Origin of the sequence: Paludisphaera soli (assembly GCF_011064595.1) — a bacterium.
Lineage (GTDB): Bacteria > Planctomycetota > Planctomycetia > Isosphaerales > Isosphaeraceae > Paludisphaera > Paludisphaera soli.
On sequence record NZ_JAALJI010000019.1, the window covers coordinates 81,346 to 104,092 of the forward strand.

The 22,747-nt window shown below is 71.8% G+C and carries 16 protein-coding genes; 13 read left to right on the forward strand and 3 right to left on the reverse strand.

Translation table 11 applies throughout. The features are described 5' to 3' along the window. Nucleotides 1-244: 244 nt before the first annotated feature. The 4 genes from G6O68_RS21395 to G6O68_RS21410 all read left to right on the forward strand — a co-directional run bounded on the left by G6O68_RS21395 (nt 245) and on the right by G6O68_RS21410 (nt 4,696). Nucleotides 245-688, forward strand: a complete 444-nt coding sequence (locus tag G6O68_RS21395) for a hypothetical protein (RefSeq protein ID WP_165250686.1) — start codon at nt 245-247, stop codon at nt 686-688. A gap of 206 nt (nt 689-894) precedes the next feature. Continuing rightward, the gene (locus G6O68_RS21400) at nt 895-1,221 is read left to right on the forward strand and encodes a TMEM14 family protein (RefSeq protein ID WP_165250687.1); all 327 of its coding nucleotides are present in this window, start codon (nt 895-897) and stop codon (nt 1,219-1,221) included. A 144-nt stretch (nt 1,222-1,365) separates the two neighbouring features. Then, on the forward strand, nt 1,366-3,321 hold the full coding sequence (locus tag G6O68_RS21405) for a DUF1549 domain-containing protein (protein ID WP_165250688.1): 1,956 nt from the start codon (nt 1,366-1,368) through the stop codon (nt 3,319-3,321). Between the two features lie 67 nt (nt 3,322-3,388). Then, entirely contained in the window at nt 3,389-4,696 is a 1,308-nt protein-coding gene (locus G6O68_RS21410; RefSeq protein WP_165250689.1) for a DUF1501 domain-containing protein, read from the forward strand. Nucleotides 4,697-4,743: 47 nt separating this feature from the next. Here G6O68_RS21410 and G6O68_RS21415 read toward each other — a convergent pair whose 3' ends face one another. Further along, nucleotides 4,744-5,538 carry a hypothetical protein gene (locus G6O68_RS21415; protein ID WP_165250690.1) on the reverse strand — a complete coding sequence of 265 codons (795 nt, stop codon included), beginning with the start codon at nt 5,536-5,538 and terminating at the stop codon, nt 4,744-4,746. 420 nt (nt 5,539-5,958) lie between these two features. Between G6O68_RS21415 and G6O68_RS21420 the strand changes: the two genes are divergently transcribed. The 6 genes from G6O68_RS21420 (at nt 5,959) to G6O68_RS21445 (ending at nt 14,927) form a co-directional block, all read left to right on the forward strand. Continuing rightward, nucleotides 5,959-6,837: a hypothetical protein gene (locus G6O68_RS21420; protein WP_165250691.1), complete on the forward strand. Its 879-nt coding sequence runs from the start codon at nt 5,959-5,961 to the stop codon at nt 6,835-6,837. A gap of 274 nt (nt 6,838-7,111) precedes the next feature. Beyond that, complete coding sequence (locus tag G6O68_RS21425) at nt 7,112-8,170, forward strand: hypothetical protein (RefSeq protein WP_165250692.1); 1,059 nt, start codon at nt 7,112-7,114, stop codon at nt 8,168-8,170. Between the two features lie 129 nt (nt 8,171-8,299). Then, a complete protein-coding gene (locus G6O68_RS21430) occupies nt 8,300-8,824 on the forward strand; it encodes a hypothetical protein (RefSeq protein ID WP_165250693.1) in 525 nt (174 codons plus the stop codon). Between the two features lie 347 nt (nt 8,825-9,171). Further along, the gene (locus tag G6O68_RS21435) at nt 9,172-12,783 is read left to right on the forward strand and encodes a Tex-like N-terminal domain-containing protein (RefSeq protein ID WP_165250694.1); all 3,612 of its coding nucleotides are present in this window, start codon (nt 9,172-9,174) and stop codon (nt 12,781-12,783) included. 166 nt (nt 12,784-12,949) lie between these two features. After that, on the forward strand, nt 12,950-14,170 hold the full coding sequence (locus G6O68_RS21440; RefSeq protein ID WP_165250695.1) for an ABC transporter permease: 1,221 nt from the start codon (nt 12,950-12,952) through the stop codon (nt 14,168-14,170). Nucleotides 14,171-14,216: 46 nt separating this feature from the next. Continuing rightward, on the forward strand, nt 14,217-14,927 hold the full coding sequence (locus G6O68_RS21445; protein ID WP_165250696.1) for an ABC transporter ATP-binding protein: 711 nt from the start codon (nt 14,217-14,219) through the stop codon (nt 14,925-14,927). A gap of 25 nt (nt 14,928-14,952) precedes the next feature. Here G6O68_RS21445 and G6O68_RS21450 read toward each other — a convergent pair whose 3' ends face one another. Further along, nucleotides 14,953-15,936 (reverse strand): NAD(P)H-quinone oxidoreductase, encoded by a 984-nt coding sequence (locus tag G6O68_RS21450; protein WP_165250697.1) that lies wholly within the window; start codon nt 15,934-15,936, stop codon nt 14,953-14,955. Nucleotides 15,937-16,190: 254 nt separating this feature from the next. Here G6O68_RS21450 and G6O68_RS21455 point away from each other — a divergent pair, with 254 nt between their 5' ends. The 3 genes from G6O68_RS21455 (at nt 16,191) to G6O68_RS21465 (ending at nt 21,398) form a co-directional block, all read left to right on the forward strand. Continuing rightward, the gene (locus G6O68_RS21455) at nt 16,191-17,513 is read left to right on the forward strand and encodes a M48 family metallopeptidase (protein WP_165250698.1); all 1,323 of its coding nucleotides are present in this window, start codon (nt 16,191-16,193) and stop codon (nt 17,511-17,513) included. 213 nt (nt 17,514-17,726) lie between these two features. After that, nucleotides 17,727-20,684, forward strand: coding sequence for an MMPL family transporter (locus G6O68_RS21460; RefSeq protein WP_165250699.1), 2,958 nt, complete (start codon nt 17,727-17,729; stop codon nt 20,682-20,684). Between the two features lie 276 nt (nt 20,685-20,960). Beyond that, the gene (locus G6O68_RS21465) at nt 20,961-21,398 is read left to right on the forward strand and encodes a hypothetical protein (RefSeq protein ID WP_165250700.1); all 438 of its coding nucleotides are present in this window, start codon (nt 20,961-20,963) and stop codon (nt 21,396-21,398) included. Between the two features lie 82 nt (nt 21,399-21,480). Here the strand turns inward: G6O68_RS21465 and fabF are convergent, their stop codons facing one another. Then, nucleotides 21,481-22,740: a beta-ketoacyl-ACP synthase II gene (fabF, locus tag G6O68_RS21470; RefSeq protein WP_165250701.1), complete on the reverse strand. Its 1,260-nt coding sequence runs from the start codon at nt 22,738-22,740 to the stop codon at nt 21,481-21,483. Nucleotides 22,741-22,747 lie beyond the last annotated feature (7 nt).

The following is a 22,747-nucleotide window of genomic DNA, read 5'->3' on the forward strand; positions in this document are numbered from 1 at the left end:
GGCTTGACCCGGCGATCCGGCCGATTCCTTAACCGAGCAAGAAGCCCGGCGACCGTGACGCGAGGACCGCGGAACGGTCTTCGAGAGCGGATCGACCCGCGGTCCTCCGCGTCATCGCATCCGGTCGCCGGGTTTTTTAGAAATACGACTCCCCGCGGCGGCCCGCCTCCCCCAACCGGGGGCCTCAGGAACGGCGGGCCGGCCGAGAACGCCAAGGAGGGTGGAAGCTATGGGGTTGCCCGGCATGAGTTCGCCGCGAGGAGCCACGCGCCGACGGGCGGCGCTCTGGTCGGCGTTGGCGATGGGCTTCGTCCTGCCGTCGGTTGGCTGTCAGGTCGAGTACGCCGGCATGACCTTGCCCTCCGGCAAGTACATGCACGACGACGTCCAGTACTTCTCCAAGGGTCCCGAGTTCCCCTGGGCGAACACCCAGGCGGCCACCCAGCGGGCCCGGATGCGTTCCATGGGCATGGACGTGCCCGGAAGCGCCGAACCGATCACCCAGCAGCGCGTGGCGCCCGGGACCACCCCGGCCATCCAGCGCGGGTTCGGCAACCCGACGGACGTCAACGCCAGCCCGCTCGAAGACATCCCGCAGCCGCCGAACCCGGGGATCGGCCCCGGCCAGAACGGCCCGGACCCGAATCCGGCGTTCGACGAGGCCGCGCCCCAGCGCAACCTCCCGTGACCTGAGCAAAAGCCGAACGGGCCCCCGCCCGGTCGCCCTCGCGAGGGCGACGCCTCCGACGATCCCGGCGCCCGACGCACGGAGATCGACGGGGGCGTCGCCCTCCGGTCGTTTCCGGCCGGGCCGTTGACGCGAATTGCGGCCCAGCCTAGCCTCAGTGGGTCCCACGCGGGCGATCCCGCTATCCAATCGAGAGTCCCACCGTCATGACGCTCGCCCATTCCGCCCAGGTGCTGCTGGCGCTCTACGCCGCCTTCCTCGCCGTCGGCGGGGTGATGGGCTACAAGAAGGCCGGCAGCCGGCCCTCGCTGATCGCCGGGACCGCCAGCGCGGTCGCCTGCGCGATCGCCCTGCTCGTGTCGCTGTTCCTCGACACCGAGCGAGGGCTCCAGTTGGGGGCCGCCGTCGCCCTCGCGCTGACGCTGTTTTTCAACTATCGATTCGTCGCCAAGTCCCGCCGCCTCTTCCCCGCCGGCGCGCTCGCCCTCGTCAGCCTGGTCGTCTTCGGCTGGCTGTTGATCGCGATCATCTAAGCCGGCCCCCCCCCCCGCCCCGGATGATGAAAAATCTTTCCGACGCAACACCCCCACGGCGACGTGGTGTTGAATGGGGTGTCGGAAGGACGCGCGTCCTCGGCGCACCGATCGTCGTCCATGTCGAAGGGGAGAGCGGCCGTCATGCACGAGGCAACCGTCGATCATCGTCGAGGATCCGGGACTTGGGCCTGGGCCCGATCGGGCTCGTGGGCTGCGGCCGCGACGGCCGGCTGGCTCGGCCTGGCCGCGTTCGGCCTGGCGGAGGAGCCCGCCAAGTCCGACCCGAAGTCCGACGCCAAGGCCGCCATGAAGGCGGAGGCCGACGCCCCCCTGGACCCCGCCGCCGCTCGTGAGGTCGTCCAGGCCGTCCAGCGGCTCCGCCAGGCGGCGCAGAAGAAGGCCGCCAAGGCCGCCCCCGCCGAGCCCCCGAAGCGGCCGGAGCGGAAGGTCGTCGCGCCGACGATCACTCCGGCCGACCTCGACGCCCTCGTCGCCGCCCGGCTCGCCAAGGAGAGTCCGGACGTCAAGCCGGCCCCGCCGACCGGCGACCTGGAGTTCGTGCGGCGGGTCTACCTGGACGTCGCGGGCGTCGCCCCCACCCCGGCGCAGGTCCGCGAGTTCGTCCAGGACAAGGCGGCCGACAAGCGGGCGAGGCTGATCGACGAGTTGCTCGCCACCCCCGAGTACGCCCGCAACTGGTCGCGATACTGGCGCGAGGTGATCCAGTTCCGGGCCTCGAACGCGAACGCCCAGCAGGTCCGATACGACCTCCTCGAAGATTGGATCGCCGACCAGTTCGAGCGCAATCGCCCCTGGGACGAGATCGCCGTCGGCCTGCTGACGGCGACCGGCCGGACCGACGAGAACGGCGCGACCGGCTTCACCGCGGCGCATACGGCGTCGCCGGTTCAGCTCGCGGGCGAGGCCTCGCGGGTCTTCCTGGGCGTGCAGATCCAGTGCGCCGAGTGCCACGACCACAAGACCGACTCGTGGAAGCGCGAACAGTTCCACGAGTTGGCCGCGTTCTTCGCCGGCGGCCGGGTGCGGCGGGTCGTGAAGGCTTCGCCGGGCGTCCGCGCGGCCTTCGCCGTCGAGCAGACCCCCCGCGCCCGCTACGCCATGCCCGACCTGAAGGACCCGGCCAAGACCATCCCCGTCAAGCCACGGTTCTTCCTGACCTCGAACGGGACCGAGCCGGCCGCGAAGCTGCCCGACGGCCTCTCCCCCGCCCAGCTCCGCGAGCTGGCCGCGTCCTACATCACCGGCCAGGACAACCCCTGGTTCGCCCGCGCCTACGTCAACCGGATCTGGACCGTCTTGATGGGCGAGGGCTTCTACGAGCTGGTCGACGACATCGGGCCCGAGCGCGAGGCCCAAGGCGCGGAGATCCTCTTCCCGCTGGCCGACCAGTGGCGCGAGGGGGGCTACGACGTCCGCTGGCTCTTCCGCACCCTGCTGAACACCGAGGCCTACCAGCGCCGGGCGCGGTCGTCCTCGTCGCCCGCCGGCCGGGCCCAGCTCGCCGCCGCCTGCCCCAGCCGCCTGCGGGCCGACCAGATCTTCGAGGCGCTCGCCGTGGCGCTCGACCTCCCGGTCGGCGGCGCCGCGCCGACCGGCTCGCCGAAGACGGCCGACGGCAAGCCGCTGAAGCCGGTCAAGGCGTCCGCCGGGCCCGCCGCGAAGAACGGCAAGAAGGCCGCCGAGGCCGCCGGGCTGGCCGGGGCCGTCGGCAAGGGCGCCGCCCGCAACGCCGGGCTCCGCACGCCCTTCAACAAGCTCTTCGGCGTCGACCCCTCGACCACCCCCGACGAGGTCCTGGGCACGATCCCCCAGGCCCTGTTCCTCATGAACGGGCCGATCGTCCACAACCGCACGCAGGCCCGGCCCGGCACCCCCCTGGGGGCGATCCTCGCCCGATCGGCCGGCGACCGCGAGGCCCTCGACGCCCTCTACCTCCAGGTCCTCTCGCGACGCCCGACCCCCAAGGAAGTCGCCGTGTGCGGCGAGTACCTGGGCAAGGCCGGCGACCGCAAGGAGGCCTTCGAGGACGTCTACTGGAGCCTCGTGAACTCCACCGAGTTCCTCTCGCGACGCTGATCGAACGAACCCGACCTCGGACCCGAACCGGCCCGCACGGCCCCCTTATGCACGGAGCAGACCGTCCATGCGCACCGAATCGAGCATCGTCCAGGTGGCCATGAACCGCCACGGGGTCGTCGGCCGCCGCGGGTTCCTCAAGAGCCTGGGCCTGGGCGCGGCCGGTCTCGCCGCCGGCGGCTTGGCCCCGCTCGGCCTCACCGACCTGCTGACCCTCCGGGCCGACGAGCTGCGCAAGAGGCAGTCCGCCTGCATCCTGCTCTGGATGTCCGGCGGCCCCAGCCAGATGGAGACCTTCGACCCCAAGCCGGGCACCGCCAACGGCGGCGAGACCAAGGTCGTCGAGACCGCCGTACCCGGCATTTCGATCGCCGAGGGCTGGGAGAAGACCGCAGGCGTCATGAAGGACGTGGCCCTGATCCGCTCGATGACCAACAAGGAAGGCAACCACCAGCGGGCCGACTACCAGCTCCACACCGGGTACGTCCCCACCGCCACCCTCAAGCACCCCGGTCTCGGCTCCATCGCCGCGTGCGAGCTGGGCGACTCCGGCTTCGACCTCCCCCACATGGTCGCCATCGGCGGCCCCACGGTCGGCGCCGGGTTCCTCGGGGCCGAGTACGAGCCGTTCATCGTCCCCAACGTCCAGCGCCCTCCCGACAACGCCCAGGCCCGCGTCCCCGTCGAACGATTCCAGCGCCGGCTCGGCCTCTTGAATCAGCTGGAGAAGGCGGGCTTCGAGCAGGCCGGCGGCGCCGACCGGGTCCGCGACCATCGCGCCCTCTACAAGCAGACCTCGAAGATGGTCCTCTCCCCCCGGATGAAGGCGTTCGACCTGGATCAGGAGGACTCCGCGATCCGCGACGCCTACGGCCGCACCCCGTTCGGCCAGGGCTGCCTGCTGGCCCGACGGCTGGTCGAGTCCGGCGTCACCTTCGTCGAGGTCCGCTGCGGCGGCTGGGACACCCACAACCAGAACAACGAGCGCGTCGGCAAGCTCGCCGGCCAGGTCGACCCCGGCTTCGCGACCCTGATCAACGACCTGAAGGGGCGCGGGATGCTCGACCGCACCCTCATCGTGTGGATGGGCGAGTTCGGCCGGACGCCGAAGATCAACGCCACCGCCGGCCGCGACCACTTCCCCCGCGTCTTCAACGTCGCCCTCGCCGGCGGCGGCGTGAAGGGGGGCCAGGTGGTCGGCGCCTCCAGCGCCGACGGGACCGAGGTCCAGGACCGTCCCGTCACGGTCCCTGACCTGATGGCCTCCATCTGCAAGTCCCTCGGCGTCGACGCCGAGAAGGAGAACCAGACCGCCATCGGCCGCCCCATCCGGATCGTCGACGGCGGCAAGCCCGTCGCCGAACTCTTCGCCTGATCGGAGAGCGGACCGGCCGGGGGCTCGGGAGGGCCCCCCGCTCCGCCTCAGGCGGCTTCCATCGCCCGGCGTCGGCCGACGAAGGCCCGGACGCCGAGGGCCGCGGCGACGCCCCCGAAGATCCAGAGCGCCGACGGCTCGGGGACCGGCGAGGGCGCGGCCAGGCCCGGGGGGGTCAGCAGGTACGCGTCCACGTCCCACTCCCCCGCCGCCCCGCCCGGCCTCGGGCGCGAGGCGCGGATCAGCAAGTCGCCGCGATCGTCGATGCCGGTCGGGTGGAATGCGGCGTACGACGCCAGCAACTGCGGAGGCGCCAGGGAGTCGACGGGCGTCGCGGTCCGCGTCGCCACGTCGTACAGCCAGGATTTCTCCGGGTCGCTGAGCAGGATCTGGTTCGACTGGCTCAGCGCGATCCAGCCGCGGGTCGCGGGAGTCAGCTCGACGAGCGGGGCGTACCGGCCGTCTTCCGACCGGACGGTGAAGGTCCGCGTCGTTACGCCCGGGGGGCCGGCGGGGTCGGAGACGCCGCCGATGTAGGTTCCCGCGTCGTTGATCGCCGTGACGACCATGGGGATGGCCCGGGTCCCGCCGTTTCCGTCGGGCAGGGTCGCCATGGGCGGGTCCGCGATCTCGCCGGGCTCCGGGTACCTCGTCGTGATCGGGAACAGATACGACACGCCATTCGAGGCGTTGTCGAGGTTCGATCCATTCGACCGGAGATCCTCGAACCTCCCGAGATAGGTGGCCGTGTAGGGCGAGGCGTGGGCCGCCGAGGTCAGCCCAAGGCCGAGGGCCAGCGCCCGCAGAGAGAGCGGGATGATCCTGATCGCGGCTTCCTTCATCGCTTTCGCCTTCCGTGACCTTGTGGTGCCGAGCGCCGTCCAGCCGGATGATTGCGATACTGTAACAATTACGGATTTCGTCAAGGCGGACCGCCGGGCGGACGTCCCGGAGGAGCCCGCCGGCCGTCGAGTTCCGCCTGGCGCGGTTTTCCCGAAAGCCGGGGGCCCGCCCTGCCGATGATAGGGGATGTATCGGGAGGGCCCGGCGCGGGCGTTCGAACGAGAGCGACGCGTCGAAGCGTCGCGGGGCCGGAGGCCTCGGGGCGACGGTCGGGAGGGACGAGGGGCGGAGCCCCTCGGAGGGCCCGGCCGAACTGGTCAAGCAAGACGGCCGACCCGGTTTCGACCGCAAACGGCCGCGAGCCGCTGGTCCCGATCCGGGACTCGGCGGGCGCGGCCTCCTGGGAAAGGAGTTCCCGCATGCGATTCTCCACACGGTTGGTTCCGGGGCTGCTCGGACTGGCGTTCGCCGCCCCGCTGGCCGCCCAGGCGGTGGGCCAGGAGCTGGGCGGCCCGCAGGCGCCCCCGATCGTCCTCGAACACGGGGCCGCCCCGAGCGAGCCGGCCCGGGCGTTCGCCGCCCGGCCTTCGGCGGCCGCCGCCAAGCACAGCCACAAGGGCCTGCTGGCCCGTCGGAGCTGCACCGAGTGCCAGCGGGCGAAGGCCAAGTCGCGCGACGGGATCGACGTCCCGCCGCCGCCGTCCGCCCTGCCGCCGGGCTCCGTCCCGGTCGGCGCGGGTCACCAGCATCAGCACGCGCACGTCGCGGCCGTCGCCCCCGGCTCGACCGGCTGCGCCTCGTGCGAGGCCGACGCCGCCGCCATGGGGGGGACGATCGTCCCCGGCTCGATCGTCGTGACCGACTCCCGGATCGATCCCCAGGCGCCGGGCCGGGCCGTCGTCGGCGGCGAGGCCGTCGCGGCCGAGTTCCCGACCGGCCGGGCCGTCTCCGGCGGAGCCGCCCCCGAGCCGGTCGGCGTGGCCCGGGCCAGCCAGGGTAACTTCACGCCCGTCGCGGGGGCGATGGCCGCCGGCCCCCAGGCCGGCCCCCGCGACCCCTCGGTGACGCCCACCAGCATGATCCCGGCCCAGACCGCGATCGGCGGGACGACGGCCCGAAGCCCGCGGATCCTCACCCACCTGCTCGACCTCCCCGACCTCACCCGGATCGGCCGCGACGCACGCGCCCGCCGCGACCGCGCCGACCGCTCGTCGCACGCCGCGATCTCCTACCAGGACGGCGTCGGCCCGGTCACGGAGCTTCCCGCCTCGGTCGTCTTCGGCAAGGGCGGCCGCTGAGCCGGACGGCCGCCGAGCCCGGCTCGTCGCCTGATTGATTCGGATGGTCCGTTCCCCCGGCCTGTAGCGGGGGGGCGGGCCGTCCTCGCGTTTCGAACGCCGGATTGGTTCGAGGTTCTCCGCGCCCCGCACCGATCTCAAGAGGCAAGGTCAGAGATGGCCGCAGGAGATCGGCGGCGACGCCCCGTGCAGGACGCGCGGGGAGCCACGGTCCTCGCTCGATTGATTCCGGACGATCCAGGAGGGGACATGCGACTCAGGTAAGGGATTAACCATGCGTTGTTTCGGAATTCGGCGAGAGACGTCGTTCGCCCTGGGGCTGGCCGCCCTGCTCGGGATGAGCCTGGGCGGTCGGGCGGTCGCGGATGGATACCATCTGCACCCCACGCTCCCCAAGGAAATGCCGGCCTACGACTTCAACACCGGCGGCGAATACTTCGCCCCGCCGGTCCCCTACGGCCACTACGCCAAGGACAAGCACGCGGCCGCGGCCAAGGCCCTCGGCCACGTCGCGGGCCCGATCCACGGCGCGGCGGGGCACCTGAAGGGGAAGCTCGCGGGTCTGCACGGCCTGGGGGCGGGACACGGACACGGTGAGGGCGGCCACGGCCACGGTCTCGGCCACGGCCACGGCCTTGGACACGGCGGGCTCGGCGGCGGTTGCGGCCTGGGCGGCTGCAAGGACGGCGGCGCGGTCGTCGGCTCCGGCCTGGCCGGTCTCGCCGGCCACGGCCACGGACTTGGCCTGGGTAAAGGCCACGGTCACGGGGCGGCGACGTACGCTCCCGTCGTCGCCGGCCATCCCAAGAACTTCGGGCCCTATCACCCCGCCGGGGTGGTCGCGACCGGCCAGTCGGTCCCTTCCGGCCAGGCGATCGTGAGCCCGGCCGGCCACGGCGGCTGCGGGCCCAACGGCTGCGGCCGGGGCGGCTGCGGGCTGGGCGGCCACCTCGCGGGCCTCGGCGCCAAGCTGAAGTGCAAGCTCTGCGGCGGCGGCGGATGCGGGGGCTGCGGCGGCGCCGGGTTCGGCGACCCTTGCGGCTCCTGCGGCGGCGGCGGCTGCGGGGCGTGCGGCGGCTGCGGCCTGCTCTCGAAGCTCAAGCAGTGCCTGCACTGCGGCGGCGCGGGGTGCAAGAACTGCCTGGCGGCCCTCGGCGGCCTGAAGGGCAAGCTCCACGGCCTGCTCGGCGGCCTCGTCGGGCCCAAGTACGACTACTTCGTCGGCGCCGGCGGCCCCGTGCCGCTGACCCCCGGCTACGTCCCCTATATCGTCACGACCCGTTCGCCCCGCGATTTCTTCGCCTTCCCGCCGATGACCCCGGACGGTTTCTGACGATCTACTGAACACGGAACGGTGACGGCCCGACGCGCCCGGCGCGCGACCCGCGCCGGGCCCGTCGTCGTCGTCGGGATTAGAGCCCGGGCAGGACTTCCGGGCGCCTCGCTCACGGAAAGGAACGCCATGCCAGAGCCCTCGCCCCGCATCGGGGGCCGCCTCGCGGCCGCCGTCGCCCTGACGCTCGCCCTCTCGGGAGGCGTCGCCCGGGCCCAGGCCCCCCCGCCCAACGTCCCCGACCTGGAGACCCGCAGCGGCCTCGTGATGCGGTTCACCAACCCCGCCGGGAAGCTGCCGCAGGACCCCTACCGCGACAACTTCTACGCCACCCGCTACGCCGACCGCGGCCTGGTCAAGCACCTCCGCGTGAAGCCGAAGGATCAGGGCCTCTACGGCCTGGGCTGGAAGGCGGCCGACACCGAGAGCGTCTATCCGTATTTCTACGGCAATCCCGGCCAGTCCACCGTCACCGCGTCGAGCAAGCCCTGGCCCCGCCCCCTCCGCGTCTTCCAGGGGATGGCCGAGCCGTTCCGGCCGGTCGGCATGTACTACAGCATGGGGAGCTACGTGCCGATCTACGACGTCGACCCCGTCGTCCCCGGCCCGGGCCCCTACCCCTATCCGTTCTACTTCAACTGGCACGGCGGCTGACGCCGGACCTGATTCGCGAGGCGGGGCCGGTCCGACGAGGCGTCGGACCGGCCCCGTCCGCGCGCCGCGTCGAGGACGACGCGCCTTGCCCATCTTTCCAAATCGCCGTCCGAAAGCTTGGCCGCATCAGGATTTGGGAACGGGTTCCCGCCCGACGGGGTTCTTGACAGGCCCCGGACGATGAGATAGGTTGTCCAGACTTGTTTTCAGGCTAGGCGTCTTCGTGCGCTCGGATCGAACCGCGAGCCGTCTTCCATGGGGTGCGGCGCTGCACCCGGCCCAACGCGGTCGGCCTCGTCGCCTCCCCCCATCGCCGTCGTCACACCTTGGTGCAGAGTAGAGGCTCCATGGACAACCCGATTCAGGTCGACCTGGGCCGAATCGCGCAAGACCTGCAGATCCGGCGCGTTCAGGTGGAGAGCGTCGTCCAGTTGCTGGACGAAGGCAACACCGTCGCCTTCATCACGCGCTACCGGAAAGAGCGGACCGGGAACCTCAACGAGGTCGTGATCCGCGAGATCCAGATCCGCATCCAAAGGCTTCGCGAGCTCGCCGAGCGCAAAGAAACGATCCTCAAGACGATCGACAAGCAGGGCAAGCTCACGCCCGAGCTCGACGTCGCGATCCGATCGGCCGAGAACCTCAAGCGCCTGGAAGACCTCTACCTGCCGTTCAAGCCCAAGAAGCGGACGAAGGCGTCCGAGGCGCGCGAGAAGGGCCTGGAGCCCCTCGCCGCCCGGATCTGGACCCGCGACGAGACCCTGACCGACCTGCCCGCCGCCGCGGCGGAGTTCGTCGACGCCGAGAAGGGTTTGGACTCCCCCGAGAAGGTCCTCGAAGGCGTCCGCCACATCCTCGCCGAGGCGATCAGCGAGATGGCCGCCGTCCGCGAGGCCGTGCGCAAGGCCGTCTGGAAGACCGGCAAGCTCGTCACCACCAAGGGCGAGGTCGCCGAGGGCCAGGGCCTGGAATACCGCGACTATTTCGACTACAGCGAGCCCGTCGCCCAGGTCCCGCCGCACCGCGTGCTGGCGATCAACCGGGGGGACAAGGAAGGTCCGCTCAAGGTCAAGATGGAGGTTTCGCGGCCCGACCTGGAGTCCGCCTTCTTCGGCCAGCTGCCGCTCGAAGGCCACCCCCAGGCCGACGCCTTCCACGCCGCGGCCGTCGACGCGCTCGAGCGCCTGATCCTCCCCAGCATGGAGCGCGAGGTCCGCCACGACCTGACCGAGACCGCCGAGAAGCACGCGGTCGACGTCTTCGCCCGCAACCTGCGGAGCCTGCTCCTCCAGCCCCCCATCCCCAAGCAGGTCGTCCTGGCCATCGACCCGGGCCTGCGATCGGGCTGCAAGGTCGCCGTGCTCGACCCCAACGGCAACCTGCTGGAGCAAGGGATCGTCTACCCCCACGCCCCCCAGAGCCGGCGTTCCGAGGCCAAGACGTTCATCAAGGACCTCGTCGGCAAGCACCACGTGAACGTCGTCGCCATCGGCAACGGCACAGCCTGCCGCGAGACCGAGGAGCTGGTCGCCGAGATCATCTCCGAGGGGACCGAGTTCAGCACCAACCCCGAGGCCCGCGCCGCCGCCGAGGCCGCCTACGCCGCGGCCCTCGCGAACGCCGCCGCCCGCCCCCCCCGCGAGCCTCGGCCCGAGGCCGACGAGCCGACCGAGCCCGAGGCTGCGTCCGAACCCGAGACGCCGGCCGAACCCCAGCCCGAGGCGGGGTTCGACGCCGTCGCGCAAGCCGCCGAGTCTCCGGCCGAGGTCGTCGAGGCCGAGGCCGAGAGCCCGGCCCACCCCCACGACCTCCCCGCCGAGGTCGCGGCCGAGGCCGAGGTTGAGGCCCCGACCGCCGAGGAGGCCGCGACCCCGGTCGCCGTCGAGGCCGGGACCCCGGTCGCCGTCGAGGCCGGCGCGGACGGCTTCACGGTGCCGGACGACTTCCAGCCCGAGGAGGAGGAGGAGTTGCCGCCGATCTCCGGCGGCTCTCCCGAGGCCGAGGCCGGCGAGCAAGTCCAGCCCGACGCCGCCGACCTCCAGGCCCAGCCGGCGGGCGATCCCGCGGCTTCGCCCGAGTCCCAGGCACCCGCCGAATCCCACTCCCCCGAGCCGACGGCCCACGCCGAGACCCAGGCCCCCGAGCCGACCGCCCACGCCGAGACCCCGGCGAGCCTCGAGGCACCGGAGAGCCACGAGGCCCTCCCGGGTCCCGAGGCCCCGCCGGCCGAGACGCCCGCCCCCGCCGAGGGCGGCGAGGTCCGGGCCTCCTCGGGCCGCCCCGAGGGGGGGAGCCCCCGCGGCGAAGGCCGCCGCGGCAAGAGCCGAGGCTCGCGCTCGCGCAACCACCAGCCGCCGCCGCAGACGCCCCCCGCGCCCCACGCGGCCGACGGCCTGCTGGCTCAGCTCGCGTACGTGATCGTCAACGAGGCCGGCGCCAGCGTCTACTCGGCCAGCCCGATCGGCCGCGAAGAGCTGCCCGAGTACGACGCTACGCTCCGCAGCGCCATCTCGATCGGCCGTCGGCTCCAGGATCCGCTCTCGGAGCTGGTCAAGATCGAGCCCCAGAACATCGGCGTGGGCCTGTACCAGCACGACGTCAGCCCCAAGCAGCTGAAGGAATCGCTCGACGCGGTGATCGCCAGCTGCGTGAACTTCGTCGGCGTGGACCTGAACACCGCCAGCGTCCCCCTGCTCCGCTACGTCTCGGGCCTGAACCAGCTCACCGCCCGCCGTATCGCCGACCGCCGGACCGAGAAGGGCCCGTTCGCCAGCCGCGACGAGCTGATCGAAGTCGAAGGGGTCGGCCCGGCGACGTTCACGCAGGCGGCCGGCTTCCTCAAGATCGGCGACGGCCCCCACCCGCTCGACCGGACCTGGGTCCACCCCGAGAGCTACGCGGCGGCGACCCGGCTCCTGGAGAAGTTCGGATACGCCCCGGAAGTGGTCCGCGACAAGGACAAGCTCCCCGAGCTGCGGGCCAAGCTCGCCGAGGCCGACGTGCCCGCGCTGGCCGCGGAGCTGGAGATCGGCGAGCCGACCCTCAAGGACATCATCGAGGCCCTCGGCCGTCCCGACCGCGACCCCCGCGACGACCTCCCCAAGCCCATCTTCAAGAAGGGGGTCCTCAAGCTGGAGGACCTGACCGCCGGGATGGAGCTGAAGGGGACGGTCCTGAACGTGGTCGACTTCGGCGCGTTCGTCGACATCGGCCTGAAGGACTCCGGGCTGGTGCACATCAGCCAGCTCGCCAACCGCTACATCAAGAGCCCGCACGACGTGGTGAGCGTGGGCGACGTGGTCACCGTCTGGGTGATGTCGGTGGACCAAGACCGCAAGCGGGTCTCGCTGACGATGGTCAAGCCGGGCACCGAGCGCCATCGCGGCGGCCCCGGCGGACCCGGCGGCGGCGGCGGTCGCCGCGAAGGGGCCCCTCAGGGCCAGGGCGGCGAGGGCCAGGGACGCCGCGGCCGGGGCCCTCGCCCCGGCCCGTCCAGCCTGACGGCCCCTCCGGTCGGCGCCGCGCCGATCGACGCCAGGCCCGAAGGGGGCGACGCGGGACCGCGTCGATCCGGCCCCGGCGGCCGGCCTCCCGGCCCGGGAGGCTATCGCACCGGCGGACCCGGCCAGGGCCAGAACCGCGGCGGGCCTCGCGGCGGCGGAGGCGGCGGGGCCTACGGGCGCGACGGCGGCCGCTTCGGCGGCCCCAGGCCCGACCAGCGCAACGAGCGCCCGGCCATGCCGCCGCGGCCGGCCCGGCCGGCCCCGCCCCCGCCGCCCCTCTCCAAGGACGCGCTGACCGGCAACGTCCCGCTCCGCACCTTCGGGCAGCTCAAGCAGCTCTGGCAGGCCCGCGAGGACGACGTCCCGGGCGAAGGCCCGACGGCCTCGGGATCCGCCCCGTCCGAGTCGGCCCCGCCCGGCTCGGAAGCCGTCCATCCGGAGCCGGGCGACGCTTGATCGTCCCGCACGACCCCGCCGCATTCGGTCCGGCCGGCCCCTCGCCCTGCGGGGGCCGGTCGGACCCCGGCGGTCGCGATCTCGACAGCCGCGACGCGAGGGCCCGCAGCGCGTCGCCCGGGGGGGATCCCGGGAGCCCGGCCGAACACAGGATGGATGAATCAACATGGGTGTCTTCGCCTGGCGCAACCTGCTGACCCGTCCCATGCGGACGCTGCTCGCCCTGATCGGCCTCTCGATCCCGATCCTGGGCGTGCTCGGCCTGTTCAGCCTCTCGGACGGCCTCCGCAACATGGTGGGGGACACCCTCAGCCAGATCGAAGGGGTGATCGTCCTCCGCGAGAACACCCCGAGCCCGGTCGCCAGCACGCTGTCGATCGGCGTGGTGGATAAGATCCGCGCCGTGCCGGGCGTCCGCGCCGTGGCGCCCGAGGTGTGGGGGATCGCCCCCAACATCGAGGGCCAGGGGATGCTGATGCGGGCCGCCGGCAACCTGATGTCCAAGAAAGGCGCCGGGTCGATCTGGGACCAGCCGGTGATCTCCGGCCAGGATTACCCGACGCACAAGGACCTGAAGAGCGCGGTCTTCCCCCGGGCGCTCAAGGAGCGGGGCGAGGGCCGGTTCCTCGACGAACGCGACGTCGGCAAGTCGAGCATCGTCATCAGCCGGAAGATCGCCCGCAACTTCCCGAACGACAAGGGCGAGCCCCGGAAGGTGGGCGACCGCCTGCTCGTCGGCGAGGAGGATTGCGAGATCGTCGGCATCTACGAAACCGGCTCGATGCTGCTGGACGTGGTGGTGGTCATGGACATCCAGACCGCCCGTCGGATCCTCAAGATGCCGGTCGAGACCGTCTCCAGCATCTACGTGGAAGCCCAGACGCCCCCCGGCTACCAGGCGGTGTGCGCGGCCATCGAGGCGGCCGAGCCGGGCGTGAGCGCCCGGAGCATGAACGAGGTGCAGGCGAACTTCGGCATGCTGATGGGCCAGGTGGACAAGGTCCTCATGATGATCGTCAGCCTGGCCCTCCTGGTGGGGGTCGTGGGGATCGTGAACACGATGCTCATGAGCACGACCGAGCGGTTCGTCGAGTTCGGCGTGCTGCGCACCAACGGCTGGTCGCAGGCGAACGTCCTGGGGCTGGTCACGTTGGAGAGCGCCTATCTGGGGCTCCTCGCGGGGGTCTCGGGCTGCGTCCTGGCCTGGCTGGGGACGCTGGTCGCCAACCAGTTCGTCGGCGGCGGCCTGCGGCTGGGGGTCTCGCCGTTCTCGCTCCTGCTGGGGCTGGGGCTGTCCGTCGCCACGGGCGTCCTGGGGGGGCTGTACCCCGCCTGGCGCGCCGCGAGGATGGTGCCGATGGAAGCCATCCGCCTGGGGTCGCACTGACCGCCCGACGGATCGGGGTCACCTACCGCTGTTCCGAGGACGCTCGATGATCGACGTGGTGGACGTCTGGAAGTCGTACAAGAGCGGCACGCGGACCCTGGACGCGCTCCGCGGCGTGAGCTGCACCATCGAGAAGGGCCGCTTCGCGTTCATCGTCGGCCCCAGCGGCTCGGGCAAGAGCACCCTGCTCTACCTGCTCGGGGCCGTCGACCGTCCCTCGCGGGGGCGGATCCTCGTCGAGGGCCGCGACCTGACGGCGATGTCCGAGGCTGAGCAGAACGACTACCGGCGCGACACGGTGGGCTTCATCTTCCAGTCGTTCAACCTGATCAGCAACCTCTCGGCCGTCGAGAACGTCCTGATCCCGTTCATGCCCCGGGGCGTGACGGCCGAGCAGCGGGCGCGGGCCGTCGACCTGCTCAAGCGGGTCGGCCTGGGGGACCGCCTGGACCATCACCCCTACCAGCTCTCCGGCGGCGAGCAGCAGCGGGTGGCGATCGCGCGGGCCCTGGTCAAGCAGCCCCTCGTCGTGCTGGCCGACGAGCCGACCGGCGAGCTGGACAGCAAGACCGGCGACGAGATCTACCGGATCCTCCGCAGCCTCCAGGAGTCGCTGGAGACGACCCTCGTGGTCGTCACCCACGACCGCCGCTTCATCACCCCCCAGGACCTCGTCCTGGAAATCCAGGACGGCCTGCTGGCCGACGACGCCGAGCCCGCCGCCGGGTTCGCCACCGGGCTCCACGCCGCCGATTGAACGACCGGACCGCCTGCCGGCCCGGTCAGGGCCGCAGGACGATCTTGCCGAAGCCCGCGTTCGAGGCCATCCGCTCGTGGGCCTTCCGCACTTCTTCGAGCGGATAGACGACGTCGAGCACGGGCTTCACCGTCCCCCGATCCAACCAGGGGACGACCTGCGCCGCGAACAGGCGGGTCGCGGCGATCTTCTCCTCCAGCGGCCGGGCCCGGAGCGTCGTGCCGACGAGCGTCGCCCGCTTCGCCAGCAGGGCGTTCAGGTCGATCTCCGCCTTCGCCCCGGCCAGCAGGCCGACGACCACGATCCGGCCCCGCTTCGCGACCGACGCCAGGTTCTCGGCGAGGGCCCCGGCGCCGAGCAGGTCGAGGATGACGGAGGCCCCTTCGCCGCCGGTCTGGGCCTTCACCTCGTCGGCGAAGGTCCCGGACGGGTTGACGATCGCGACGTCCAGGCCCAGGTCGCGGGCCCGCTCCAGCTTCTCGGCCGTGCGCGACGTCCCCAAAACGGTGCAGCCCATCGCGCGGGCGATCTGCACGGCCGCCGTCCCCACGCCGCTCCCCGCCGCGTGGATCAGGACGCTCTCGCCCGGCTCCAGCCCCCCCTGCGTCACGAGCGCGTCGTGTGCGGTGAGGAACGCCTCGGGGACGGCCCCGGCCGCGTCGAACTCCAGCCCGGCGGGGATCTTCGCGAGCATCCGGGGGTGGGTCGTCAGATACTCCGCCTGGGCGCCGCCGGCCACGATCCCGAAGACCCGGTCGCCGACCCTCGCCTGCCCCTCGGCGTCGGGCCCGAGCGCCTCCACCTCGCCGGCGAACTCCAGCCCCGGGATATCGGCCGGCGCCCCCGCCGGCGCGGGATAGAGCCCCTTCGCCTGGAGCAGGTCCGCCCGATTCACCGCGCAGGCCCGCACCCGGACGAGCACCTGCTCTCCGCGCGGCTCCGGCTTCGGCCGGTCCACCACTTCCAGGACTTCCGGCCCACCCTTGCCCTTGATGACGACCGCTTTCATCGACGATCTCCCGACCTTGAGACGGAACCGCGAGCCCTCGGCCCGGGACGGACGACGCAACTCATGTTCCTTCGGACGGATCGCCCTCCAGTCTAACCGGCCCGGGGGCCGGAGGGGCGGTCCCCGCGCCTCGATCCGGCGCCGGCCCTCGCGGGAGGGCGCTCGGCGGATTCCCGTCTGTCCCGACATCGAGGTCGCATGATAGAACCATGTTGATTCCGGGAAGCGACGGCTCACTGATGCGAGGGCTGCCGATGGCGAGAGTCTGGCGATGGGGCGCGGCGGTCGTCCTGATCGGGGTCGCGATGAGCGTCGCGGCGCGGGCCAAGGAAACCCCGACGGTGCCCGCGCCCGCCCGGGCCGAGGCCGTCGCGGAGGTCGACGAATCCGAGCCGGTCGCCGTCCCCGAGCCTTCCGAGAAGGCGATGACCTACTACCGCACCGGGATGGGCTGGTGGGCGTTCAACCGGGTCTGGGGGTTGGCGTTGCCGGCGTTGATCGTCTTCACGGGCTTCTCGGCCCGGCTGCGGACGGTCGCGGCGAAGGTCGGCCGGGGCTGGTTGGGGACGGTCGCCGTCTTCATACCGCTCTATCTGCTGGTCACGGCCCTGATCGAGCTGCCGCTCGACTACTACCTGGGGTTCGTCCGCCAGCACGCCTACGGGCTGTCGAACCAGTCGAACGCGAAGTGGTTCCGGAATCTGGCGATCGGCCTGGGAGTGAACATGGGAGTGGGCGTGCTGATCGCCTGGGGGCTCTACGCCCTGCTCCGCCGCAGCCCCCGGCGCTGGTGGCTGTACATGGCCCTGGGCTCGATCCCGTTCTTGCTGGTAGGGGCGTTCGTCATGCCGATCTGGATCGACCCGCTCTTCAACGAGTTCGGGCCGATGAAGGACAAGGCGCTGGAGCGCTCGATCCTCGACCTGGCCGACCGCGCGGGTATCGAGTCCGGGCGGGTGTTCGAGGTGGACAAGAGCGTGGACACCGAGACGGTGAACGCCTACGTCACCGGCCTGCTGGGCTCCAAGCGGATCGTGCTCTGGGACACACTCCTGAAGAAGCTGAACGGGCGCGAGGTGCTGTTCGTGATGGCCCACGAGATGGGCCACTACGTCCTGGGCCACGTCGTCCGGTCGATCCTGCTCTCGTTCACCCTGACGCTGGCCGGGCTGTATTTCGTGCACCGGGCCGCGCCGGCGTTGATCGCCCGGTTCCGGGATCGCCTGGGTTTCGATTCGCTGGCGGACGCGGCGTCGGCTCCGTTGATCCTGCTGCTGGTGCAGGTCGCCATGCTGGCCCTGAACCCGGCGGCGATGGCCTACAGCCGGGCGCAGGAGCACGAGGCGGACCGGTTCGCGATCGAGCTGACGGGGATGAACCATTCGGGGGCGTCGGCGTTCGTGAAGCTGCAGACGCAGAACCTGAGCAACCCCCGGCCGGGCTGGGTCTATCGGATTTTCCGGGCGTCGCATCCAAGCATAGGCGAGCGAGTCGATTTCTGTAATACTCACCGGCCGAGACGCGAGCCCGCCGGGGCGGCGGGCGGGTCGCCGCCGTCGGCCGCGCCGGACGATTGACCGTCGGGCCCGAGGATTCCGGTTGTCGGGACTAACCGGCCGCTCTATAAAAGGATAGGGTGGGAAAGAGGCCCGCGGGGGACCCGAAGCCGGGCCCCGGAGGATGACGATCCGCCCGCGAAGGCGACGCTCGGCCGCTCTCGGCACGAGGTTTCCATGAAGGGACGGGACGTTCGGCGCAGGGAGCCACGCTGTCCCCAGGAGTCGGGAGTGATGCCGCTGTTGGAATCGATCGGGACGTTCTCCAGCCGCCGACCGAGCTGGGTCGTCGCGGCCTGGCTGGCCCTGGCGACGGGCGTGGGGCTGACGGCGCCGAACCTGACGAGGCTCGCGGCCGAGGGGCAGTCGAAGCTGCTGGGCGACGAGGCCGAGTCGCGTCGCGCGGCCGAGCTGGTCCTCCGATGGTGGCGCGACCAGGCGTACGAGTGCACGGTCGTCGCCGCGATCCACCGTCCCCAGGGGCTGACCGAGGCCGACCGCCGCTACGCCGCCTCCCTCGCCCGCCGCATCGAGGATCCCGACCGCCCGGCGACGATCCTTCGCGTCATGGGCCCGGAGTCGCGGCGGGAGATCGCCGAGCGTCTGACCAGCGAAGACGGCACCACCACCCTGGTCTTCGCCCCGCTCGGGACGGCGAACGTGGCTCCGGCCACCCACGCGGCCGTCGCCTGGCTCCAGGAGCGGGGCGAGGAGCTGCTGGCGCAGACCCCCGAGGCGGCCGGACTCCAGGTCCGCTGGACCGGCGACGCGGTGATCGGACGGGACTACATGCACCTGGTCCAGGTCTCGCTGGACCGCGCGGCGGTGGTCACCGTGATCCTGCTGCTGATCGTCCTGGTGACGGTCTACCGCTCGTTCTGGCTGGCCCTGGTACCCCTCGTCACGATCGGGGCGAGCCTGATCATCGCGCGGGGCGTCCTGGCTTGGATGTACGGGATCGGCTGGCAGATTTCACCCCTGGTGGAGCTGTTCCTGGTGGCGATCCTGTTCGGCACCGGGACGGACTTCTGCCTGTTCCTCTCCTGGCGGTTCGGGGAGCACTTCAACCCCCGCAACCCGGCCGGCGTGATGCGGATGACGCTGTCGCGGTCGTTCGTCCCGCTGGTCACCAGCGCGGGGACGATCATGATCGGCCTCATGCTGATGGGGACGACCAACTTCAAGCTCTTCTCGACCACCGGGCCGAGCGTGGCGCTGGGGCTGGCGATCTCGCTGCTGGCCACCCTGACGCTCACCCCCTCGCTGCTGGTGCTGCTGGCTAAGGTCCGCCCGGCCTGCTTCGAGTCGTTCGGGAGCGCCTCCAACGGCTTCTGGGAGAAGGTCGGCCGCAAGGCGATGGCCCGGCCGCTGCGGAGCTGGTCGATCACCCTGCTGGCCATGATCCCCCTGGCCGCGGTGGGCGCCCAGACCCGCTTCGTGATGGACATGCTCAGCGAGATGCCCCGCGAGGCCGAATCGTCCGACAACCTGAGGCTGATCCTGACCAAGTTCGACCCTGGCATGGCGGCCCCGCTCACCGTCGTCCTGGAGACGGCCGACGTCGATTTCCGGAGCTCGGAGGGGCTCGCGCTGATCGATCAGGTCAGCGGGCTCCTCTCGCACCAGCGCCGGAACGAGGAGGTCCGCTCCGCCACCCAGCCCCTGGGAAGCCCCGAGCCGCTCAACCGGGCGCGGCTGTCGTCCCGGCTGGGCGAGGTCAACGCGGGCTTCAAGCAGCTGGCCGAGGGGAGCGTCAGCCTGGAACGGGGGCTCAACGCCGGCGCCGCCAAGCTCCGCGCCGCGCTGTGGCTCGAAGAGAAGCTGGGCCTGAACATCTCCGGCGGGCCCGCCGCCCCGAAGCCGTCCGCCGAAGCCCCCGCCCCCGCCGCGCCGCAGCCCGAGGCGGCTGAAGCGTCGTCCTCCCCGTCGCCCGAGGCGGTCTCGCAAGGCCTGCGCACGGCCTCGGCCGCCCTGCTCTGGTCGCAGGGCGTCCCCTCCACCTGGAACACCCCCGCCCTGGGCTCGGCCTTCAATCAGCTGGTCGTCCAGGGGGCCAAGGAGGGCGTCCGCCGCCGGGGCGTCGACTCCGGGACCGGCTTCCTCGACGCCGCCGTCCGGCTGGTCGGCGGCGACGCCCCTCTCCCGAACCCGGACGCCGCGAAGCCGGAGGCCGCCGCGAAGCCGGCCCCCGATCCCGCCGCGACGCCGACGCCGACCCCGTCGCCACCCGAGAAGCCCGCGCAGACCCTCCTCCGCGAGCTGACCCGCGCCGCCGAGGGTGCCGGCCAGATCGCCAAGGGGGCGGAACAGGCGCATCGCGAGGTCAGCGCGATCCTGACCGACCCGCTCGGCCGCCGGGCCCTGGACCGTCTCCTGATCACGCCGGAGACCGTGAAGGAGAACCCCGAGCTACTGGAGAGCTTCGCCGCGTACATCACCGAGGACGGGCACCACGCCCGGATCGACGTGACCCTCGCCGACCGGATCTTCTCCGACGGCGCGATGAATCAGGTGGAGACGATCCGCAAGCGGCTGGCGGACTACCTGGGCGAGTACGAGGGGATCCGCGTCACGGCCGCGGTCGCCGGGGCCAACGCCGAGTCGGCCGACGTCCGCAGGCTCACCCGCGCCGACCAGGTGCAGAGCTGGTTCATCGTCCCGATCGGGGTCTTCCTGGTCCTGATGATCGCCCTGCGGGACCCCCTGGCCTGCTTCAACCTGGTCGCCACGATGGTCCTGACCTACGGCTTCGCCCTGGGGGCCACGCACCTGGTGTTCGTCAACCTGATGGGGGGCGGCGGCCTGGACTGGAAGGTCCCCTACTTCCTGTTCGTCCTGCTGGTGGCGGTGGGGGTGGACTACAACGTCTTCCTGATGACCCGCCTGCACGAGGAGACGGCCGGCCACGGGTTCCGGGGGGGGATCATCCGGGCCATCGGCCAGACCGGCGGCCTGATCACGTCGGCCGCGGCGATCACCGCCTGCAGCTTCGCCTCGTTCCTGTTCAGCCCGCTGGGCTCGCTCCGCCAGCTGGGCTTCGCCCTGGTGGTCGGCATCACGATCGACGCGGTCCTGGTCCGCCCGCTGCTCGTCCCCTGCGGACACTGGCTCCTGCGACGGTCGCGCGAGGTCCTGGGCCCCCGTTACAGCGTCTCCAGCGAGAACTTCCGCCTGACCGGCGTCCCCGATTGATCGACGGGGTAGTCGCGGTCGGGACGACTTTCCCACTGGCGACGGCCCCGCCGCGCCGATATACTATGTGGGACGCCACAATGATGACGTAACGATCTCAGCCAACCGCCCGGGTGGGGACAGGAATCGCCCGCCCGTCACCGGTCGGCAACCCCGCCTCAACCTCCGCATTCCCCCGGACGCGTCGACGCGTCCATCCCGCCCCACCCTCCTCAACGCTCCGCCTGCGGCCGCCCGGCCGTTTGTTCCGGAGCCCTCGTGCATGGAGCCGACTCAATGAAGTTCTCACGATTCGAAACCGTCCTGGGATTGGCCACGTTGCTCGGCCTCGGCTATATGGTTTACGACTACTCGGGATTCGGCGGCGAGTCCGTCCAGGGGCTCTCCGGTTCCATCCGTTTCGAGGGCAAGCCGCTGGCCAAGGGAACCGTTCGCTTCCTCTCGGTCGACGCCGAGAACCCCAAGTGTTTCGGGGGTTACGTCAACAACGGACGCTACGAGGTCCCCGCGGAGTTCGGCCTGGTCCCGGCGCGGTACGTGGTCGAGTTCAGCAGCATCCACAGCGACGACATGGAGCGGATGCTGAAGGCCCGCCAGCGCGGCGAGGACCTCGAACTCAAGGAGGAGATCCCGGCCCGCTACAGCCGTAACAGCGAGGTACAGGTCGACCTCTCCTCCGGCGGCGTCCTGGAAGTCGATTTCGACCTGGACTGACCGGTCCGGCCGAGCTGCGTCCGCGCAGGCGAAGGCCCGGGGGGAAACCCCGGGCCTTCTGCGTTCCCGAGTTGCGAACGGGTCAGGCCCGGCGCGAAGGCTCGTAGCGGCCCACGAGCAGGCTGGCGTTGTGGCCGCCGAAGCCGAAGCTGTTGGACATGACGTGGTCCACCCGGGCTTCCCGCGCGACGTTGGGGATGTAGTCGAGGTCGCAGCCCTCGCCGGGCTCGTCGAGGTTGATCGTCGGCGGCAGGACGCCGCGGTGGATCGCCAGGGTCGAGGCGATCAGCTCGACCCCGCCCGAGGCCCCGAGCAGGTGGCCGAGCTGGCTCTTGGTGCTGGAAATCTGCAGTCGCGAGGCGTGCGGGCCGAACACGGACTTCATGGCCACCGTCTCGGCCAGGTCGCCGAGCGGGGTGCTGGTGCCGTGGGCGTTGATGTAGTCGACGGCGTCCGCGGGGACGCGGGCGTCGGCCAGGCAGCGCTTCATGGCGCGGGCGGCGCCGCGGCCCTGCTCGTCGGGGGCGGTGATGTGGTAGCCGTCGCCGGCGGTGCCGTAGCCGAGGACCTCGGCGTAGATCCGGGCCCCGCGGGCGCGGGCGACCTCTTCGGCCTCGAAGATCAGGATGCCGGCGCCCTCGGCCAGGACGAAGCCGTCGCGGTCGCGGTCGAACGGCCGGCTGGCGCGCTGGGGGTCGTCGTTGCGGGTCGAGAGGGCCCGCATCGCGGCGAAGCCGCCGAGGCCCATGTGGGTGATCGCGGCCTCGCTGCCGCCGGTGATGATCACGTCGGCGTCGCCGCACTGGATGAGCTTCAGCGAGTCGCCCATCGCGTTGGAGGCCGAGGCGCAGGCGGTCGCGATGGCCGAGATCGGCCCCCGCAGCCCCCATCGGATCGAGACCTGGCCGCTGCCGGCGTTGACCATCAGCTTGGGGATGGTGAACGGGCTGATCCGCGAGGGGCCCTTCTGCATGCAGACCGAGTGCTGGGCTTCGAACTCGTTCAGGCCGCCGATGCCCGAGCCGATCATCACCCCGCAGTTCTCCGGCGGGAGCTGGGCGAAGTCGATCCCCGAGTCGGCCACGGCGGCCTCGGAAGCCGCCAGCGCGAACTGGGCGAACCGGTCCAGGTGCCGGGCCTCCTTCACGCCGAACCGCGCCGCGCCGTCCCAGTCGCGGACCTGGCCGCCGAAGTGCACCTTGAATTCCGTCGTGTCGAACAGGGTCAGCGGTCCGACCCCGCTCCGGCCGGCGCAGAGCGCCTCCCAGAACCGGTCCAGAGTCTCACCCAGCGACGTGACCACCCCCATGCCGGTGATGACGACGCGTCGCGGCTCTCCCATGATTGAT

Bases quoted from the DNA above. Each gene is read 5' to 3' on its own strand.
- G6O68_RS21420 (WP_165250691.1), top strand. From the start codon at position 5,959: ATGCGATTCTCCACACGGTTGGTTCCGGGGCTGCTCGGACTGGCGTTC.
- G6O68_RS21405 (WP_165250688.1), top strand. From the start codon at position 1,366: ATGCACGAGGCAACCGTCGATCATCGTCGAGGATCCGGGACTTGGGCC.
- G6O68_RS21460 (WP_165250699.1), top strand. From the start codon at position 17,727: ATGCCGCTGTTGGAATCGATCGGGACGTTCTCCAGCCGCCGACCGAGC.
- G6O68_RS21450 (WP_165250697.1), bottom strand. From the start codon at position 15,936: ATGAAAGCGGTCGTCATCAAGGGCAAGGGTGGGCCGGAAGTCCTGGAA.
- G6O68_RS21465 (WP_165250700.1), top strand. From the start codon at position 20,961: ATGAAGTTCTCACGATTCGAAACCGTCCTGGGATTGGCCACGTTGCTC.
- fabF (WP_165250701.1), bottom strand. From the start codon at position 22,740: ATGGGAGAGCCGCGACGCGTCGTCATCACCGGCATGGGGGTGGTCACG.
- G6O68_RS21425 (WP_165250692.1), top strand. From the start codon at position 7,112: ATGCGTTGTTTCGGAATTCGGCGAGAGACGTCGTTCGCCCTGGGGCTG.
- G6O68_RS21410 (WP_165250689.1), top strand. From the start codon at position 3,389: ATGCGCACCGAATCGAGCATCGTCCAGGTGGCCATGAACCGCCACGGG.
- G6O68_RS21430 (WP_165250693.1), top strand. From the start codon at position 8,300: ATGCCAGAGCCCTCGCCCCGCATCGGGGGCCGCCTCGCGGCCGCCGTC.
- G6O68_RS21435 (WP_165250694.1), top strand. From the start codon at position 9,172: ATGGACAACCCGATTCAGGTCGACCTGGGCCGAATCGCGCAAGACCTG.
- G6O68_RS21455 (WP_165250698.1), top strand. From the start codon at position 16,191: ATGGCGAGAGTCTGGCGATGGGGCGCGGCGGTCGTCCTGATCGGGGTC.
- G6O68_RS21445 (WP_165250696.1), top strand. From the start codon at position 14,217: ATGATCGACGTGGTGGACGTCTGGAAGTCGTACAAGAGCGGCACGCGG.
- G6O68_RS21440 (WP_165250695.1), top strand. From the start codon at position 12,950: ATGGGTGTCTTCGCCTGGCGCAACCTGCTGACCCGTCCCATGCGGACG.
- G6O68_RS21395 (WP_165250686.1), top strand. From the start codon at position 245: ATGAGTTCGCCGCGAGGAGCCACGCGCCGACGGGCGGCGCTCTGGTCG.
- G6O68_RS21400 (WP_165250687.1), top strand. From the start codon at position 895: ATGACGCTCGCCCATTCCGCCCAGGTGCTGCTGGCGCTCTACGCCGCC.
- G6O68_RS21415 (WP_165250690.1), bottom strand. From the start codon at position 5,538: ATGAAGGAAGCCGCGATCAGGATCATCCCGCTCTCTCTGCGGGCGCTG.